Annotated in this window: 13 protein-coding genes; 6 read left to right on the top strand and 7 right to left on the bottom strand. The window is 72.5% G+C overall.

The annotated features are described in order from the left end of the window. Nucleotides 1–4: 4 nt before the first annotated feature. Both QE405_RS17740 and QE405_RS17735 read right to left on the bottom strand, forming a co-directional pair. Nucleotides 5–838: an ABC transporter permease gene (locus QE405_RS17740; RefSeq protein ID WP_307203171.1), complete on the bottom strand. Its 834-nt coding sequence runs from the start codon at nucleotides 836–838 to the stop codon at nucleotides 5–7. Further along, nucleotides 835–1,845, bottom strand: coding sequence for an ATP-binding cassette domain-containing protein (locus QE405_RS17735; RefSeq protein WP_307203169.1), 1,011 nt, complete (start codon nucleotides 1,843–1,845; stop codon nucleotides 835–837). The genes QE405_RS17740 and QE405_RS17735 overlap by 4 nt, the downstream gene beginning before the upstream one ends. A 140-nt stretch (nucleotides 1,846–1,985) precedes the next feature. Here QE405_RS17735 and ppgK point away from each other — a divergent pair, with 140 nt between their 5' ends. The 3 genes from ppgK (at nucleotide 1,986) to QE405_RS17720 (ending at nucleotide 4,732) form a co-directional block, all read left to right on the top strand. Next, nucleotides 1,986–2,765 carry a polyphosphate--glucose phosphotransferase gene (gene ppgK, locus QE405_RS17730; RefSeq protein WP_307203167.1) on the top strand — a complete coding sequence of 260 codons (780 nt, stop codon included), beginning with the start codon at nucleotides 1,986–1,988 and terminating at the stop codon, nucleotides 2,763–2,765. 78 nt (nucleotides 2,766–2,843) lie between these two features. After that, nucleotides 2,844–3,911 (top strand): type IV toxin-antitoxin system AbiEi family antitoxin, encoded by a 1,068-nt coding sequence (locus QE405_RS17725; RefSeq protein WP_307203165.1) that lies wholly within the window; start codon nucleotides 2,844–2,846, stop codon nucleotides 3,909–3,911. A 98-nt stretch (nucleotides 3,912–4,009) separates the two neighbouring features. After that, on the top strand, nucleotides 4,010–4,732 hold the full coding sequence (locus tag QE405_RS17720) for a hypothetical protein (RefSeq protein WP_307203163.1): 723 nt from the start codon (nucleotides 4,010–4,012) through the stop codon (nucleotides 4,730–4,732). Between the two features lie 9 nt (nucleotides 4,733–4,741). Here QE405_RS17720 and QE405_RS17715 read toward each other — a convergent pair whose 3' ends face one another. Continuing rightward, a complete protein-coding gene (locus tag QE405_RS17715; protein ID WP_307203161.1) occupies nucleotides 4,742–5,737 on the bottom strand; it encodes an iron-siderophore ABC transporter substrate-binding protein in 996 nt (331 codons plus the stop codon). Between the two features lie 144 nt (nucleotides 5,738–5,881). After that, entirely contained in the window at nucleotides 5,882–6,325 is a 444-nt protein-coding gene (locus tag QE405_RS17710; protein ID WP_307203160.1) for a MarR family winged helix-turn-helix transcriptional regulator, read from the bottom strand. A gap of 96 nt (nucleotides 6,326–6,421) precedes the next feature. Here QE405_RS17710 and QE405_RS17705 point away from each other — a divergent pair, with 96 nt between their 5' ends. Then, nucleotides 6,422–8,443, top strand: coding sequence for an MMPL family transporter (locus tag QE405_RS17705; RefSeq protein WP_307203159.1), 2,022 nt, complete (start codon nucleotides 6,422–6,424; stop codon nucleotides 8,441–8,443). Nucleotides 8,444–8,549: 106 nt separating this feature from the next. Here QE405_RS17705 and QE405_RS17700 read toward each other — a convergent pair whose 3' ends face one another. From QE405_RS17700 to QE405_RS17690, 3 genes are all read right to left on the bottom strand, one after another. Beyond that, nucleotides 8,550–9,446, bottom strand: coding sequence for a universal stress protein (locus QE405_RS17700; protein ID WP_307203157.1), 897 nt, complete (start codon nucleotides 9,444–9,446; stop codon nucleotides 8,550–8,552). A 1-nt stretch (nucleotide 9,447) separates the two neighbouring features. Beyond that, nucleotides 9,448–10,899, bottom strand: coding sequence for an amino acid permease (locus QE405_RS17695; RefSeq protein ID WP_307203154.1), 1,452 nt, complete (start codon nucleotides 10,897–10,899; stop codon nucleotides 9,448–9,450). Nucleotides 10,900–11,036: 137 nt separating this feature from the next. Beyond that, nucleotides 11,037–12,443, bottom strand: a complete 1,407-nt coding sequence (locus QE405_RS17690; RefSeq protein WP_307203152.1) for an NAD-dependent malic enzyme — start codon at nucleotides 12,441–12,443, stop codon at nucleotides 11,037–11,039. Between the two features lie 121 nt (nucleotides 12,444–12,564). Here QE405_RS17690 and QE405_RS17685 point away from each other — a divergent pair, with 121 nt between their 5' ends. After that, entirely contained in the window at nucleotides 12,565–12,879 is a 315-nt protein-coding gene (locus QE405_RS17685) for a GNAT family N-acetyltransferase (RefSeq protein WP_307203150.1), read from the top strand. 4 nt (nucleotides 12,880–12,883) lie between these two features. Then, nucleotides 12,884–13,396, top strand: a complete 513-nt coding sequence (locus QE405_RS17680) for an SRPBCC family protein (RefSeq protein WP_307203148.1) — start codon at nucleotides 12,884–12,886, stop codon at nucleotides 13,394–13,396. Nucleotides 13,397–13,723 lie beyond the last annotated feature (327 nt).

Raw genomic sequence — 13,723 nt, 5'->3', positions numbered from 1 at the left:
GCCCTCAGGAGTTCTCCTTCCGGAACACCGCGGTCCCCCACCAGACGCCGAGGGCGAGCAGGGCGACGGCCCAGGTCACGCCCCACATCACGCCGCTCGACCCGAAGTCGCCGAGGAACGTCGACCGCACCGCGTCGGTGACCCACCGGAACGGCATGAAGTCGCTGACCGACTCCAGCCACGCGGGGCCCAGCGTCATCGGCAGCATGATCCCGCTGAGCAGCAGCACCGGCATCATCACCATGTTGATGATCGGCGCCATCACGTCCTCGCTCTTCGTCGTCAGCGCGAGCGCGTTGGACGCCGCCGCGCAGGCGCCGCCCACCGCGAGGGTGATGACGATGCCCGCGACGATGCCGAGGACGTCGCCGCGCATGCCCATCCAGTAGCCGAGCCCCACCAGGATCAACGCCTGCGTCAGCAGCAGCGACAGGTCCCGCGCGAGGCGCCCGACGAGCAGGGCCGTCCGGCTGGCCGGCGTGACGCGCTCCGCCTCGACCACGCCCTCGCGCCACTCGGCGATGAGGCCGAAGCCGGCGAAGAACGCACCGAACATGCCGAGCTGCACGAGGAGGCCGGGCACGAGGAACGTGTACGGGTTGTCCGTCGGCAGGTCGAACGACCCGACGAGGGGCTTGAGGAGCGGCCCGAACAGCACGAGGTAGAGCACCGGCTGCATGACCCCGATGAGCACCCACGCGGGGTTGCGGAGGTTCATCCGGATCTGGCGTCGGTAGACGATCATCGCGTCGCGCACGAGCCCGTTGGGCTCCAGGCCGTCGGGCTCCTGGCGAGCCGGGCCGGCGGACGCGGTGGACACGGACGGCGCGGAGGTCATCGGCCGGCCCCTTCCAGCTCGGAGGACTCGGGAGATCCGGGCGCGTCGCCCTCCGCGTCGCGCAGGGAACGCCCGGTGAGGGTCAGGAACACGTCGTCGAGCGTCGGGCGGAGCACCTCGATCGAGTCGAGCGCGACGCCGGAGGCGTCGAGGTCGCGGAGCAGACCGGGTACGGCGCGCCCCGCCCGCGGCACCCGCGCGCGCACGTGCCGCTCGGCCACCTCGAGCTGCTCACCGATGGCGCCGAGCCGCTCGGCGGCGACGGCCACCTGGTCGAGCGTCGCCACCTCGAGGTCGACGAGGTCGCCGGCGACCTGCGCCTTGAGGTTGTCGGCGGTGTCGGAGGCGACGATGCGGCCCTTGTCGATGATGACGATCCGGTCGGCGAGGGCGTCGGCCTCGTCGAGGTAGTGCGTCGTCAGGAACACCGTCGCGCCCCGCCGGTCGCGCAGCCCGCGGATGTGCTCCCACAGGTTCGCGCGGGCCTGCGGGTCGAGACCCGTCGTGGGCTCGTCCAGGAAGACGAGGCCCGGCTCGTGGACGAGCCCCATCACGATGTCGAGGCGCCGCTTCTGGCCGCCCGACATGTTCTTCGGCATCCGCCGCCAGAGCCCCTCGAGGTCGAGCTGCGCGAACAGCTCCTGGCCCTTCGCGTGCGCCGCCCGCCGGGTCATCCCGTAGAGCATCGCGTGGTCGACGACCTCGTCCCCGGCGTACGCGCCCGAGAACGTCGAGCCCACCTGGGAGACGTAGCCGATCGCGCGGCGTACCTGCACCGCCTGCGTCGCGACGTCGTAGCCCGCCACCCGCGCCGTACCGGCCGTCGGCTTCAGCAGCGTCGTCAGCATGCGCAGCGTCGTGGTCTTGCCGGCCCCGTTGGGGCCGAGGAAGCCGACGACCTCGCCCTCGGCGACGTCGAGGTCCACGCCGGCGACGGCGTGCACCTCGGTCTTCTTGCGGCCCTGACCCGTGAGGAAGGTCTGCACGAGCCCCCGTGCCTCGATCATCGTGTCCCCCTGCTCGTCGGAAGGTGCTGTGGAGAGTGAAGCGGTACGACGGGGGTCAGGTCGACCCCGTTTCCGCCCCTGCACGCTCCGACCGGGCCCGCCACGCGGAATCATCGGCGCCGACGACCTAGCCTGGGCGGATGCAGCAGCAGCTCCCCCTCGGCATCGACTTCGGCGGCAGCGGCATCAAGGCGGCGCCGGTGGACCTCACGACCGGGACGTTCGCGGCCGAGCGCCTGCGGATCCCCACGCCGGAGACGTCGACGCCCGACAACGTCGCCGCCGTGCTCGAGCAGCTCTCCGCGGCGTTCCCCGGCGACACGCCCGTCGGGCTGACCGTGCCCGGCATCGTGCGGCGCGGCGTGATCGGCTCGGCGGCCAACATCGACGAGAGCTGGATCGGCACCGACGCGGCGTCGCTCGTCTCCGGCGTGCTCGGCCGTCCGGTCCACGTGCTCAACGACGCGGACGCGGCGGGCCTCGCCGAGGCGACGTACGGCGCGGCCCGCGGCACCGCCGGGCTCGTCGTCGTCACCACCCTCGGCACGGGCATCGGCGGCGCCCTCGTCCACGACGGCACGCTCGTGCCCAACGCCGAGCTGGGCCACCTGTGGCTGGAGCTCGACGACGAGGTACGCCGCAAGCACGACCCCGTCGCCGTGCACGCCGAGTCGTGGGCGGCCAACAGCGCCCGCGAGCGCGAGGACCTCTCGTGGGAGGAGTGGGCCCGGCGCCTGACGGTGTTCTACCGCGCGCTCGAGGGGCTGTTCTCGCCCGACCTGCTGGTCGTCGGCGGCGGGGTCAGCAAGAAGGCCGACAAGTTCCTGTCGATGATCGACATCCGGACGCCCATCGTCCCCGCGCAGCTGCGCAACGCGGCCGGGATCGTCGGCGCAGCGCTGGCGGCGAGCCGGGCCTGAGGACTGCACCATCACGCTCGTTCATTTTTGAAGCCCTTTCACTTAAAGTGAAACGACACGAGAAATGAACGGAGCCACATGGCAATCGATGCGGGCGACCAGATCGTCGAGGTGGTGCGGGAGCGACTCGCCGAGCTCGGCCTGCAGTCGCGATTCACGCAGGACCGCACGGGATCGCAGGACGGCGTCATCGAGCTGACCACCGGTAGGTCCAGCCAGGAGTTCGACCTCGAGGTCAAGCACTCGATGAGCCTGACGACCGTCGCTGGCGACAGGCTCGCTGACCGTGACGGGCACACCCGACCGGCACTGGTGGTCGGCGCACGCATTCACGAGCGGAGCGCACGCGCGTTCCGCGACCTCGGCATCGCCTATGCCGACATGCTCGGCAACGCGAGCATCAGGTTCGACAACGTGCTCGTCGACGTGCGCGGACGACGCCCGGACGGCAGCGAACCACGAGCTCTGCCCACTGCCGACGACCGCCACCTCGGTGCCGACCCCGGACCCTCGCCCCGCAACCTCTTCAGCAGCAAGCGTTCGATGGTGATCGCATCGATCTTGACCTGGCCCCACCTGTTGCACGAACCCACCAAGTCGTTGGCGCAGGCTGCTGGCGTCTCACTCGGCTTGGCGCACGAGACGGTCCACGCGCTCGAGATGGCCGGCTACCTCGTCGGCCGTCGCCTCAGGCTCGACCGCGCCGGAGAACTTCTGCACTTGTGGGCGGCCGCCTATCCAGCCGGCCTCGGCGTCAAGTTGGCGATCGCCTCGTACACGAGCGACCGCGGCGGCAGCGTCGACATCGCGCCAGCCGACATCGCGTGGCCCGACCAGTACCCGATCGTGCTCAGCGGCGAGTCAGTCCCCGACCTCGGACTGGGCCGGCCCAGCAAGCACACCCTCTACACCCCGGAGTGGAACCCCACGGTCGCGGCTCGCAACCGCTGGCGTCCCGCTCGCACCCCGAACGAAGCCGACATCCGGATCCGTCACCAGTTCTGGACCACCCCCGGTCCACCCCCGCAAGGGCGGTCGACCACGGCTCCCTGGCCCATCGTGTACGCCGACCTCATGGCGGAGAACGATCCTCGTCTCCGGGAGGCGGCCACCGACTGGAGAGCCCGCCATGCTCGACTTCCGTAGCGTTCCAGCTGACGACCTCGCGCTGGTCGACCACGTGTGCGCGGCGCTCGTCGGAGACAGTCCAGGCCGTGCCGGGCACCTCATGATCGTCGGCGCCCATGCCCGGGGACATCATCCACACAGCGCTCGGACACACCTCCTCGCTTCGACGGACCGACGACGTCGACTGCGCCATCGTCATCGACGACTGGAAGGTCTACGACGAGCTCACCGCGCCGCTCCAGCGAGTAGGCGCGACAGGCATCCGCTTCGACGTCGGCGGGGTCCGCACCGACCTCATGCCCTTCGGTGCCGTCGAGCAGCCGGCCGGGACCGTCACCCCGGCCGCACGCCGCGAGCCGATGAGTGTGTGGGGCTTCCGCGAGACCTTCGCCGCCGCGCACGCGCTGGCACTTCCGAACGCTGGCGAAGTTCGCATTCCCACCATCGCCGGCTACAGCGCGCTCAAGCTCATGGCGTGGCTCGACCGGAGCGCTCACGGCGACTACAAAGATGCTGGCGACCTCGCGACAGCCCTTCTCTGGTCCCTCGAATCGACCGATGCCCACGAGCGGTTCTGGAACGACACAACCGCGATCGAACTGTCGGAAGGCGATCCACGACCAGGCACCGCCCGACTCCTCGGCTCGGACGTCACGAGCCTCCTCGGACCTCAGCGAGCGACCGAGCTCCGGGAACGATGGCCAGGCGAGCGTCCCTACGCACTGATCCCCGAGATGAAGATCCCGGGGCCGACACCCTGGCCGAACGACCTCGCCCGACGTCTCGAGATCCTCAACGCCTTCGAGGCTGGCCTCGGCGTCTCGCTCACCACCATGTAGCGCGCCACCTCAGGACACCGCCGCCGCCAGCCGCGGCACGAGGTTCTCCACCGCGTAGGGCACCGACAGCGGCGAGTTGTAGGTGATGGCCCCCCGCTCGTCGGTCGTGGCGACCACGACCCCGCCGTCCTGCACGACCCCGAGGCTGGCGAACAGCGGGTTCTCCGCCGCGAGGTCGAGGCTCTCGTCGTCGCTGAGCACGAGCAGCAGGTCGCCGTCGAGGGCGCCGACGTTCTCGCGGGACAGCTCGACGAAGAAGCTGCCGCCGGTGTCCCGCTCGCTGACGGCCTCCGGGAGGGTCACCCCCAGGTCGGCGAGGAACTGCCCGCGGGCGTCGCCGGGCAGGAACGCGCCGTACTTGCCGTCGTACGGCAGCACCGCCGCCCCCGTCGCCCCCTCCAGCTCGGGGTGGTCGGCGCGCGCCGAGGCGATGGCCGCGTCGGTCTCCTCGACGATCCGCTCCCCCGCGCTCGGCTGACCGAGGGCCGTGGCGATGAGCTCGACGGCGTCCTCGCGGGAGGCGGTGTACGCCGGCACCCCGGCCGGGCGACCGACCACCGGTGCGATCTCCGCGAGCTCGTCGTAGGTCGCCTGGTCGAACCCGGCCGAGACCCCGATGATGAGGTCTGGGTCGAGGCTGGCCACCTTCTCGAGGCTGGGCTCCGAGTCGGACTCCAGGAACGTCAGGTCGTGGCCCTCGACGAGGTCGTCGGTCCACGGGCCGAGGCCGTCGTCGAAGAAGGCGTAGCCGGTGTTGCCGACGGGCACCTTGCCGAGGGCGAGCACCACGTCGGCGTCCGTCACGCCGAGCGTGACGATCCGCTGCGGCTCCTCCTCGATCGTCGTCGTGCCGAACTCGTGGGTGATCGTCGCGGGGTACGCCCCCGCCTCCGCCAGCTCGGCCCCCTCCGACGAGGCCGCCTCGTCCGTGGTGCCGCACGCGGCGAGCAGGGGCAGGAGCACGAGGCCTGCGACGAGCGGACGGATGGGACGGGACGGCGACATGGGGCGACTCCTCCGGGGGCGACTTAGGTTGTCCTAACCTAACCAATCACCCAGTGGATGGCGCCGCCGGGTCCGCTCCCACCCCCGGACGTCATGCGTTGCGGTCGCCCGGGCCGCCGGTTCGCATGACGTCCCGGCTCGCGGTCAGGTGCCCCGCGGTTCGCCACCCCGTCCGGCCACCTCGTCCAGCGCCGCGATGGCGCCCCGCAGGTAGCGCGCGACCACGGCCCGCTCCGCCTCGTCGAACTGGTCGTCGAGCGCCAGGACCGCCCGGAACATCGGCATGAGGCGCCCGCGCAGCTCGACGCGTCCCGTCTCGGTCAGGTGCACCTCCGTGCGACGTCGGTCGGCGGCGTGGGGCCGACGCTCGACGTACCCCCGCGCCACGAGCCGGTCCACGATCCCCGTGGCCGCCGCCGAGGTGACCTCGAGCCGCCGTGCGATCTGCGCCGGCCCGACGGGACCCGGGACGAGGTGCTGCAGCACGGCCATCTCGTGGTCACCGAGGCCTGCTCCGCGCGCGACGACGCGGTGGACGGCGGCGCTGCGGTCGAGCAGCGTGCGGAGCGCCTCGAGCGTCTCGGACATGTGCCACCCCGGCCTGAGCTCCCCGGCCATGGTTGTTCACCGCCTTAGTGGTTAACTTCGTGAAGCATATGTCCCGTCCCCCTTGAGGAGTCTGCCGTGTACCACCTTCTGAGCCGCGTTCGAGGTGTCGTCGTCTCGCGACGCACCTCCTGGCTCGTCGCCCTCCTGCCGCTCCTCCTGGCCGGCGCGCTCATCGGTCTCGGCGAGGGCGAGCGCGACCGCACGCCGCTCGACAACGTGCCCGCCGGGGCCGACAGCACCGCCGCGCTCGAGCTGGCGGAGGAGCTGCCCGAGCAGGACGGGACCGTCGCGGTCGTGCTGTTCACCGCGGACGACGACGGGCCGCTGGGCGAGCGGGTTCCCGAGCTCGAGGACCTCGTCGCCGAGCTCACCGGGGGCGCGCCGACCCTCCAGCCCTCCGAGGACGGGACGGCCGCGATCGCCGTCGTACCGCTCGACGCGTCGAGCGCCACCGAGGTCTCCGACGCGGTGACGGACCTGCGGGACCGGCTCGCGGACGGCGTGCCCGACGGGCTGACCGCCCAGGTCACCGGGCCGGCCGGCATCGAGGCCGACCTGGCGGCCGTCTTCGAGGGCGCCGACCTCCGTCTGCTCGCGATCACGGCGCTCGTCGTCGCGGTGCTGCTCGTCGTCACCTACCGCAGCCCCATCCTCTGGGTCGTGCCGCTGCTGGTCGTCGGCGCCGCCGACCGCCTCGCCGCCGTGCTCGCCACCCACGTCCTCGCCCTGCTCGACGTCGCCTGGGACGAGTCGACGGTCGGCATCCTGTCGGTGCTCGTGTTCGGCGCGGGCAGCAACTACGCGTTGCTGCTCATCAGTCGCTACCGCGACGAGCTGCGCTCCCGCGAGGACCGCTTCGCCGCGATGGACGTCGCACTGCGCCACACCGCCGAGGCCGTGCTCACCAGCGCCTCCACCGTGGTCGTCGGCGTGCTCACGCTCGTGCTGTCCCTGACCCCGACCACCCGCGGCCTCGGCATCGCCTGCGCCGTGGGCATCACCGTGGCCGCCCTCTTCGTGCTGCTCGTCCTGCCCGCCGCACTCGTCTGCTTCGGCCGCTGGATCTTCTGGCCGACCGCCCCGAAGCACGGCGACGCGGTGCTCGCGGAGAGCCGCTCCACCTGGCGCCGCATCGGTGACGTGGTGGCGCGCCGTCCCGCGGCGTACGTCGCCGGCTCGGCCGTGCTGCTCGTCGCCCTGGCCGCGGGCACGACCCAGATCTCCACCGGCCTCGGCACCTCGGAGCAGTTCCTCGACACGCCCGAGGCGATCACCGCGAGCGAGCGGATCGCGGAGTCGTTCCCGGCGGGTACGGCGGAGCCCACCCAGGTCGTCACCCGCGCGGACGCCGACGACGTGAGCGCCGCCGCCGAGGGCGTCGACGGGGTCGACGCCGTGCGGGTGACCAACGAGGGCGCCGGCGTCACCCAGCTCGACGTGACCCTCGCGAGCACGCCGGGCAGCGACGCCGCCGAGGCGAGCGTGGAGGACCTGCGCGCCGCGTTGGCGGACTTCCCCGACACCCACGTCGGGGGCGCGTCGGCCGACTCGCTCGACGAGGCCGACGGCAACGCCCGCGACCGGCTCGTCATCCTGCCGCTGATCCTGCTGCTGGTGCTCGGTGTGCTGGGCCTGCTGCTGCGCTCGATCCTCGCGCCGGTGATCCTCGTCGGCACCGTGGTCGCGACCTTCGCCGCCGCGCTCGGCGCCTCGTGGTGGATCTTCACCGGGCTGCTCGGCTTCGCGAACCTGGCCGGCAACGTGCCGCTCTTCGCGTTCCTGTTCCTCGTGGCGCTCGGCATCGACTACAACATCTTCCTCGTGACGCGCACCCGCGAGGAGGCGCGGGAGCACGGGACCCGCGAGGGCGTCCTGCGCGCGCTCGGCGCGACCGGTGGCGTCATCACCAGCGCGGGCATCCTGCTGGCGGCGGTGTTCGCCGTGCTCGGCGTGCTGCCCCTCGTGGTGCTGGCGCAGCTGGGCGTCGTCATCTGCATCGGCGTGCTGCTCGACACGCTGCTGGTCCGCACCGTCGTCGTACCGGCGATCGTGCGCCTGCTGGGCGAGCGGTTCTGGTGGCCGCGGAAGCACGCCTGAGCCGCCCCCACCCCGTCGTGTAACGCGGTGTTCGTGCTACTGGTGCGGTGGTCGACCACCACTCCAGTAGCCCGGACACCGCGTTACACGCGCGGGAGCCACGACCTCACGGCACCACCACGACCGGCACGGGCGAGTGGCGCAGGATCTTGGCGGCGCTGGAGCCGAGGAACACCCGCGACAGCAGGCCTGCCGACGACGAGCCGACCACCAGCAGGTCCTCGGGCGTCCACGGCAGGCCGCCGACCGCCTCCGCCCAGTCGCGGCCGCGGCTGACGACCCGCTCGACCTCCGCGGGCACGACGTCGACCGGCAGTGCCGCGAGGGCCTCGACCTGGGCGGCGGTCGCCTGCTCGAGGTAGGCCTCGAGCACGTCGTCCTCGCCGCGCACCTCGGGCGGGTACATCGTGCGGCCCAGCACCCCGAGGGTCGCCACCCGCAGCGTCGCGCCGAGGTCCACGCACAGCGCCACGGCCCGCTCGAGGGCCGCCGCCGACGCCGGGTCGCCCCGGAACCCGACGGTCACCCGCCCGACCTGCGTGCCGGGCGCGGCTCGGAAGCCCCGCGTCGCGACGGCGACCGGCACCGGAGAGGAGTGCAGGAGCCGGTCGGCGGCCGACCCGACCACGACGTGGCCCCACGCGCCGTTCGCGCCCGCGCCGAGCACGACGAGCGACGCGTCGGCCGCCGCCACCTGCTCGAGCAGCGTCCCGGGCACGGAGCGCCCGACGGCGGGCACGACCTCGGCCTCCACCCCGGCGGACCCCAGGTCCGGCGCCAGCTCCGCCAGGAGCGACCGCACCGCGGCCACCTCCTCGGTCGCGGCGTCGGCGAGGTACGCGGCGTACTCGCGGTCCACGCCCCCCGACAGCGGCGTCGGCCACGGGCCCGGCACGACGCACACGACCCGCAGGCGCGTGCGGAGCGAGCGGGCGAGGAGCGCGGCGTACGACAGCCCGTCGACGTCCGGCTTCCCCGGCGCGATGCCGGCGACGATGGTCATCTCAGACCCCCTCGCCCCGAGCGGCCGCCGGGTCGTTGAGGCGCGCGTGGCGCCGGCCCCACAGCAGGTAGAACGCCAGCACGACCGCCAGCCACGTGCCGAAGATTGCCCAGGTCACCGCGGGCAGCCCCGAGAGGATGTAGGCGCAGACGACCACGGTGAGGACCGGGGTCACGGGATAGCCCGGCACCCGGAACGGCCGCTCCAGGCCGGGCTGCGTGCGCCGCAGCACGAGCACCCCGAGCGCCACCACGATGAACGCGCCGAGCGTGCCGATGGAGACCGTGTCCCACAGGTAGTCGCTCGGCACGAAGCCCGCGACCAGGGCGACGACGACCGCGACGACGACGGTGTTGTACGTCGGGGTGAGGGTCCGCGGGTTCACCCGCGCGAAGCGGGACGGGAGCATGCCGTCGCGGCCCATCGCGAAGAGGATCCGGGTCTGGCCGTAGAGGGTCACGAGGGTGACCGAGAAGATCGAGATGACGGCGCCCGCGGCGAGCACCGTGCCCGGGATGCTCGAGCCGGTGATGTTCTGCAGGATGACCGAGAGCCCGGCCTCCTGCTGCTCGGGGCTCTCGAACTCCGACGCCGGCTGCGCGCCGACGCCCGCGATGGCGACGAGCACGTAGACCGTGATGACGACGGCCAGCGCGCCCATGATCGCCCGGGGCAGGGCCCGCTGCGGGTCGCGCACCTCCTCGCCCGCCGTCGACACCGCGTCGAGGCCGATGAACGAGAAGAAGATGGTCGCGGCCGCGGCGGAGACACCCGCGGCGCCGGCCGCCCAGAAGGCGTCGAACCGGTCGACCTCGAACGCCGAGAAGCCCACGACCACGAAGAGCCCGAGCACGGCGAGCTTGATGAGCACCATGATCGTGTTGACCCGCGCCGACTCGCTGGCGCCGCGCACGAGCAGCAGCATGCAGAGGAGCACGAGCACGACCGCCGGGAGGTTGATCCACCCCGTGGGCCCGTCCTCGTAGGGCACCGGCGACACCGACAGCTCCTGGGGCAGGCGCACGCCGAGCACGGAGCCCGTCAGCTCGTTGAAGTAGCCGCTCCAGCCGACGGCGACGGCGGCCGAGCTCACGCCGTACTCCAGCAGCACGCACGCCGCGATCACCATCGCGACGAGCTCGCCGAGGGCGTGGTAGGCGTAGGAGTAGGTCGAGCCGCTGACCGGGATCGCGCTCGCCAGCTCGGCGTAGCAGATCGCCGACAGGCCGGCCGCGAGACCGGCGACGAGGAACGAGACGACGACGGCGGGACCCGCGTCGGGCACGGCCTCCTGCAACACGAAGAAGATGCCGGTGCCGACGGTGGCCCCGACGCCGAACATCATCAGCGAGAAGGTGCCGATGCTGCGGCCGAGCTCCGGCCCGTCGTGCCCACCGCGTACGGCGAGGGGCTTGCGCCGCAGCAGCTGGGTGCGGAACGGGACCGGTGTCATCGGGCCTCCTGCATCGACCACGCGCCGGTCGCGTGGTGCGGCGACGCTACTCCTGCGCTGTTACGGGGACCTGCCCCCGAACGCAGTCGTGGCCCCAGCGCGTCGATTTCCGATGCGCTGGGGCCACGACAAGGGGGTCAGATCTTCACGTGCTCCTCGCCCGCGATGGCCGCGGCGACGGCCTTCGGCACGGCGGGGTCGAAGACGCTGGGGATGATGAAGCTCGGGTTGAGCTCCTCGTCGGTGACGACGAGGGCGATCGCCTCGGCGGCACGCAGCAGCGCCTCCTGGGTGACCTCGGAGGCGCGGGCGTCGAGCAGGCCGCGGAACACGCCGGGGAAGGCGAGCACGTTGTTGATCTGGTTCGGGTAGTCCGAGCGGCCCGACGCGACGACCTTGGCGTACTGGCTCGCCACGTTGGGGTCGATCTCCGGGTCGGGGTTCGCCAGCGCGAACACGATCGGGTCGCGGCCCATCGTCGGGATCCACTCGCCCTGGAGGATGCCGGGCGCGGAGACGCCGATGAACACGTCCGCCTCGACGAGCGCGTCCTTCAGGCTGCCGGCCACCTGGCGCGGGTTGGTGCGGCTCGCGAGCTCGCGGTGCGCCGGGGGCAGCGTGTCGTCGGTGCTGACGAGGCAGCCGATCTTGTCGACCACGACGACGTCGGTGACACCGGCGGCGAGGAGCAGGTTCACGATCGCCGTACCGGCCGCGCCGGCACCCGAGACCACGATCCGCACGGTCTCCAGCTGCTTGTCGACGACGCGCAGCGCGTTGGTGAGCGCGGCGAGCACGACGATCGCCGTGCCGTGCTGGTCGTCGTGGAAGACCGGGATGTCGAGCTTCTCGCGCAGGCGGGCCTCGATCTCGAAGCAGCGCGGGGCGGAGATGTCCTCGAGGTTGATGCCGCCGAAGCCGGGGGCGATCATCTCGACGGCCTTGACGATCTCGTCGGTGTCCTGCGTGGCGAGGCAGATCGGCCACGCGTCGATGTCGGCGAAGCGCTTGAACAGCGCCGCCTTGCCCTCCATGACCGGCAGCGCGGCACCGGGGCCGATGTTGCCGAGGCCGAGCACGGCGGAGCCGTCGGTGACGACCGCGACCGAGTTGCCCTTGATGGTGAGGCGCGGGACGTCCTCGGGGTTCTCCGCGAGCGCGCGGGAGACCCGGCCGACGCCCGGCGTGTAGGCCATCGACAGGTCGTCGCGCGTCTTCAGCGAGACCTTCGAGGAGACCTCGATCTTGCCGCCGAGGTGCAGCAGGAACGTGCGGTCGGAGACCTTGTGGACCGTCACGCCCTCGAGGGCGCCGACCGCGTCGACGAGCGCCTGCGAGTGGTCGGCGTTGGACGCGGAGCACGTCACGTCGAGCACGAGGCGGTCGTGGCGGGACTCCGCGACGTCGATGGCGGTGACGACGCCACCCGCACCGGAGATCGCGGTGGCGACCGTGCCGATGTGGCTGTTGTCGGGCGTCGTGTGCAGACGCATGGTGATCGAGTACGACGACGTGGTCGCGGGAGTGGACGTGACGGGGGCCATGGAACACACCATCGGGCCGGGTTCGGGTTACGGGCAAGTCACGTGCGACCACAGTGTCCAAAAGCGAGCGACCGCTCCGTCGGCCCAGGTCAGAGGGCGGGCCGGGGGTAGCGTCGCCCCCATGACCGACGTCTCCGTCACCGACAACACCGACGCGGCCCGCTTCGAGGTGCGCGTCGACGGCGCGCTCGCCGGGTTCGCCGACTACCGCCTCCGCGAGCACGGCACCGTCGTCGCCGTCATGCACACCGAGATCGACGACGCGTTCGCCGGCCAGGGCCTCGCGAAGCAGCTCGCCGTCGCGGTGCTCGACGGGCTGCGCGCCGATGGCCGCTCCCTGCTGCCGTTCTGCCCCTTCTTCCGCGGGTACGTCGCGAAGCACCCCGAGTACGTCGACCTGGTGCCCGAGGCCCGCCGCGCCGAGTTCGACCTCTGACGCCGTGCCCCGGGTCAGCGCCGCCCAGTGGGTGCCGGTCGGACCGGCCACCGCGTTCGCGGTCTCCCAGACGACGGGCGAGGTGCGGCTCGCCTGGGACCCGTTCGTCCGCAGCCAGCACCTCGTCGACGCCGCGCGTCCCGCGAAGGGCGTCCGCACCGTCACCCGGGCGCGCATCGGGCTCCGCATGGTGAGCGAGTACGCGTCGTACCGGCCCCCGACGTCCGTCGGGATGACCATGGTGAGCGGCCCGTGGTTCTTCGCGACCTTCGGTGGCGGGTGGCGCTTCGCGCCCGAGGAGCGGGTGCTCGACGGCACGCCGGTCGCGGGGACGCTGGCGACGTGGAAGTACAGCTACGCCGTGCGCCCCGGCTGGTTGCGACCCGTGGCGGAGCCGATCGGGCAGCGGCTGCTGGGCCGCGAGATCCGCGCCCGCATCGCCGCCTTCGCCCTCGCGTGCACCGACGCCGACGTGCTCGCGGCGGCGGCGCGGGACCGGACGACCGACGGGACCTGAGGGCGCGGCGCCGGGCGTCAGTCCTCGATCCGCTGGCCCAGCTCCGCCGCGATCGCGGGAGCGAGCTGGGTCAGCTGCCCGGGCGACACCGTCGCCCCCGCCAGGCCGCGGACGCCGGACACCTCGTCGAGACGGGCGCCCCGCAGGTCGACGTCCTTCAGCGGCCTCCGCCGACGGTCCCGGTCCGGTGTCGCCCGACCGAGCCGCCACCCCTGTGGAGGACGCCCGGCGCGGAGAACACCTCCACAGAGGGCCGTGTGAGCGCTCTCATCGTCGCGTTCTCCGCCGGGGGCGTCCTCCACAGGGGTCGGTTTGAGGCCGCGTGGT

The organism is Nocardioides zeae (assembly GCF_030818655.1).
GTDB classification, from domain to species: Bacteria; Actinomycetota; Actinomycetes; order Propionibacteriales; family Nocardioidaceae; genus Nocardioides; species Nocardioides zeae_A.
The sequence above is the reverse complement of the archived record's forward strand: the minus strand, read 5'-3'. Positions and strand labels throughout refer to the sequence as shown.

Bases quoted from the DNA above. Each gene is read 5' to 3' on its own strand.
- QE405_RS17700 (WP_307203157.1), bottom strand. From the start codon at position 9,446: ATGACCATCGTCGCCGGCATCGCGCCGGGGAAGCCGGACGTCGACGGG.
- QE405_RS17720 (WP_307203163.1), top strand. From the start codon at position 4,010: ATGCCCGGGGACATCATCCACACAGCGCTCGGACACACCTCCTCGCTT.
- ppgK (WP_307203167.1), top strand. From the start codon at position 1,986: ATGCAGCAGCAGCTCCCCCTCGGCATCGACTTCGGCGGCAGCGGCATC.
- QE405_RS17740 (WP_307203171.1), bottom strand. From the start codon at position 838: ATGACCTCCGCGCCGTCCGTGTCCACCGCGTCCGCCGGCCCGGCTCGC.
- QE405_RS17725 (WP_307203165.1), top strand. From the start codon at position 2,844: ATGGCAATCGATGCGGGCGACCAGATCGTCGAGGTGGTGCGGGAGCGA.
- QE405_RS17695 (WP_307203154.1), bottom strand. From the start codon at position 10,899: ATGACACCGGTCCCGTTCCGCACCCAGCTGCTGCGGCGCAAGCCCCTC.
- QE405_RS17685 (WP_307203150.1), top strand. From the start codon at position 12,565: ATGACCGACGTCTCCGTCACCGACAACACCGACGCGGCCCGCTTCGAG.
- QE405_RS17690 (WP_307203152.1), bottom strand. From the start codon at position 12,443: ATGGCCCCCGTCACGTCCACTCCCGCGACCACGTCGTCGTACTCGATC.
- QE405_RS17710 (WP_307203160.1), bottom strand. From the start codon at position 6,325: ATGTCCGAGACGCTCGAGGCGCTCCGCACGCTGCTCGACCGCAGCGCC.
- QE405_RS17715 (WP_307203161.1), bottom strand. From the start codon at position 5,737: ATGTCGCCGTCCCGTCCCATCCGTCCGCTCGTCGCAGGCCTCGTGCTC.
- QE405_RS17735 (WP_307203169.1), bottom strand. From the start codon at position 1,845: ATGATCGAGGCACGGGGGCTCGTGCAGACCTTCCTCACGGGTCAGGGC.